The organism is Tenacibaculum finnmarkense (assembly GCF_900239185.1).
In the GTDB taxonomy this organism is placed as follows: domain Bacteria; phylum Bacteroidota; class Bacteroidia; order Flavobacteriales; family Flavobacteriaceae; genus Polaribacter; species Polaribacter finnmarkensis.
This window is the reverse complement of sequence record NZ_OENA01000009.1, coordinates 1-3,658: the sequence shown is the minus strand read 5'-3', so window position 1 is coordinate 3,658 and position 3,658 is coordinate 1. Positions and strand designations below refer to the sequence as shown.

Genomic DNA, 3,658 nt, shown 5'->3' with positions numbered 1-3,658 from the left:
TCTCCATCTGTATTGGCTATATATTTACTAAACAAACAAGTGTTTACTTTAAAACTAGTATTTTCTTTAACTCTTGCCTTATTTTTAGCCTTAACACTTATTATTTCATTATCAGTTACCTGAAAAGCATAGCTATCTGAACCTCTACCGTTTGCCGTATTTTTAAAGGCTTCTAAAACATACAACCCCTTTACTGTATAATAACTAGTGGGTAAGGTAAGATTAGCTTCCCCTCTAAAACTACTTAAATTGTTGACATCTGCGAGATGGTCTTTATATTTTACTTGGGTTATATTTTTAACAACTCTAGTATTGGTACCCTCTTCTAAAACAATATTTGCTATTGTAACCTTTACTGTTTGTTTTTTAAATTTACTAAAATCTTCATACGTAAGATTAGCATAATACATTAATACCCAATTAACACCTTTCCGTTGGGTTTCATTTGAGTTATTTAATCTAAATTTTGATGCAAAAGAGGGCATCGCACTATTTAATCTTATCTTTTTAACCGCTTTATTACAAGTAATAGCACTTACCCAGTTGTCTAAAAACAAGGTAACTTCTATTGTTTTTAAATTACTATCTCCCCATACATTTGTATAATTAAGTTGTATCGTATATTTTTCTATCGGATTATTAGGACTAACAAAAGTATGTGTTAATTTAGCTTTTCCATTCGCATCTGTAGCTATAGGTACCATTGTTCCTTCACTATCCGTTATAGACCAATTGAAAACTTGAATCTTATTTTCTTCTGAGTTTTCTGGATATACTAATTTAGCATCCAATATTATTGGAATATCCCAGTTAATTACATTTTTATAAGTAATTCTATTGGCAGTTATTTTATGCCCTTGTTTTTGCCCTGTATACGTTATCTCATGAAGCTCATTTTTTTCTACAGTAATATCTGTATATGCTACATGTTGCCTTTTTATTGCAGATAATCCAACTTTTTTATATGCTGTGGTGCTTCCTTTTTTCGTAGTAAACCCATCTCGATCTACACTATTACACCAATTGGTCGCACTCCTAGAACCATAAGCTTCTATACGATATTTACCAGATTCTGTAGGTGAAAATTCAAAAAGAGATCCCACATCTTTGGCGTGTGACAAAACGGTATTAAAACTATGCCCTTTATATACAACCCAACAAGTAAGTGCTTTTTTGTCTAGCGGATAATTTTCTCTAGAAAATTTTTTTACGGCTGCTATTATTTTTCTTTGTAGATAATACGGTTTATTTTTAGTATCTCCATATTCTTTTTTAACTCCTTCTTTTATCATAACACTAGAAATACCAGGATATGATTTTCTTGCTGCTTCTGTTATTTCTTTTTCAGTAAGTAACCCACTTAATTGAGCACAAGTATCTGTGTTGCTTTGAATTACTTGTGAAGATGTTGTTCCTTGTGTTTGTCCATGATGCATAATTGTTATTTCACCTTGATATATAGGGCAGGTAAGTGTATAGCTATCTAAAACAACGGGTTTGTTATCACATTCTGTAAAATGTGCAGGACCTTCCCATTTTACACCAGGTTGTGGTACATATTTACATTGTTTATAAGGAGTATCTTTGGTGCAGGTAATAAAAGTCGCTGGTAAAAATTGATTATCTTCATCTAATACTACTAATTTTTCTGTTCCACCCGGATCGTTTATATAGTATTTTTGGTGACTCGTTACTTGCAGTTTTACAGGAGGACCGCCGAATTCACACGAACATGTAGCATTTTTACATACTAATACACCAGATGCTCCTGATTTATTATTTTCTTCTTGATTTTCTTCACTCATCTTTTTCTTTTTTAAAGCGTCGTTAATCTAATATCAATACGCTTATGATACACATCCTTGCAATTTACATCTAATCTCCAACACCCTTTATTCCAGTTCTTTGTCTTAATTTCTAACGAGATTTTACATTGTAAGTTAACTTCTAATCGATACTCTTTAGCTATTATTGCTCTTTTTAATTGAAAAATATTTTTTACTGCTTCTAGATCTAACATCGTTTCTCTATCTCCAATAAAAGCAAAATTTTCATTATTTTTTTCACTTATCTTTATAGGTAATCTAACATAACTATTAGGCAGTACATTACTAGAAATAATAAATTCGCTATTTTGAGTATGGTAATACGCACAAAATGTATCCACCAATATTCCATTAGGAAAGGCCTTATATAGTAATTTTGTATATTCTTTTTTATTGGTTACTTTTTCATCTGTAATATTCATTAAAACTTGTGCTGGTCTACCTAGATAATAGTCTTCTATAATTTTTTTATCTTCTTCCCATAATCGTAATAAATCATCATAATTATGTATAGCTACAGGCTGCATTGTTTTTCTATCTATTTGATAAATAATCGTGTTTGCATGCCGTCCTATAATACGAGACAACTCTTCTATTACCGTTAATTTAGGTTGATTTTTTTTCTCTTTATATACTTTATTTACAACCAATAAGTAACCTCCCTTATTTTGTTTATATAGCATCATAGTACAGATATACGCTAGAGTTGTTATAGTGTCATGTGGAGTACGTACCTTGTCTTTTATTCCTAGATAAGGAGTCTGTATTTTCGTCTCTATTTCTAATAGAAACTTATTTTTCCACATAGGAGTATCATATTCTTGTAAGGTTTCTCTTAAGGTTTTTATTTTTTTAGGTACTTTTTTCTTGGTAGTCCAAAACATATCTTATATTTAAAATAATCGTACTTTTTCACCACTTTGCAAATCAATCTCTTTACCAGAAGCTAGCTCTAGGTTTCCCTTACTACTATCTAAACGTATCTTATCTGCTGTTTCTTCTATTTCACTAGCAATAACAGTCTTTTTTCCTGTAAGATTAATTTCTTTATTTGTTCCATGCTCTATCAGATTTTCACTCGCTGATAACTCTATATTTTCTCCAGCATTAAACATTATATTTTCTCCGGCATGTACTTCTGTCATTTTTCCTGAAGTAGCAGTAATGTTTTCTTCAGCATCTAAATTAATATTTTTTGCCTTTAGAGTTATTGTTTCATTTGCAGAAATAGTAATATTATTACCGTTAGTATCAATAAATATAATATTATTATTTTTATCGGTAATCGTAATACTTTCACTATTATTAGTATCATTAAATTCCAAAACATGCCCGCTTTTGGTAATAATACTTTTAATATTATTCTAATCTTGACCACCTGCACCATTATTTCCATGATACATACTTCCCATTACAAATGGTCTGTTAGGGTCATTATATCTAAAACCAACCATTACTTGATCGCCTACTTCTGGTACAAATACATGACCTCTATTTTGTGTATGGTTATCACTACTTCCTGCATCTGGCGTCATTACACGTATCCATGATGTTTTCATTCCTGCTCTTTGCCATTGAAATTGTACTTGAACACGGCCTTTTTGAGCTGGATCTTCATTTGAAAGTACCGTAGCTAATTGTGGTGATGCTTCTGGTAAAGATACCGATGGCTCTGGTAAAATAGCGATACCCGAAGAAATAGCCTCAAATTCATTACAATACTCACTTGATCCTGTAGCTGTATGAGTTATTTTGGTAATAATATACTCTCCGTAATTTTTAACATTAAAGGAGTTTATTCCTCGCTGTGCTCCCGTTACTTTTATTACAGT

The 3,658-nt window shown here is 31.2% G+C and carries 4 protein-coding genes; all 4 read right to left on the bottom strand.

What is annotated here, in order from left to right; genetic code table 11:
- Window positions 1–1,805: DUF4280 domain-containing protein (locus AQ1689_RS00510; protein WP_101954846.1), on the bottom strand; the 1,805-nt coding region annotated here is incomplete at its 3' end.
- An 11-nt stretch (window positions 1,806–1,816) separates the two neighbouring features.
- The gene (locus AQ1689_RS00505) at window positions 1,817–2,512 is read right to left on the bottom strand and encodes a hypothetical protein (protein WP_145993664.1); all 696 of its coding nucleotides are present in this window, start codon (window positions 2,510–2,512) and stop codon (window positions 1,817–1,819) included.
- Between the two features lie 207 nt (window positions 2,513–2,719).
- Window positions 2,720–3,151, bottom strand: coding sequence for a DUF2345 domain-containing protein (locus AQ1689_RS00500; protein WP_180947509.1), 432 nt, complete (start codon window positions 3,149–3,151; stop codon window positions 2,720–2,722).
- A gap of 39 nt (window positions 3,152–3,190) precedes the next feature.
- Window positions 3,191–3,658: phage baseplate assembly protein V (locus tag AQ1689_RS00495; RefSeq protein WP_219618429.1), on the bottom strand; the 468-nt coding region annotated here is incomplete at its 5' end.

Bases quoted from the DNA above. Each gene is read 5' to 3' on its own strand.
- AQ1689_RS00505 (WP_145993664.1), bottom strand. From the start codon at position 2,512: ATGATGCTATATAAACAAAATAAGGGAGGTTACTTATTGGTTGTAAAT.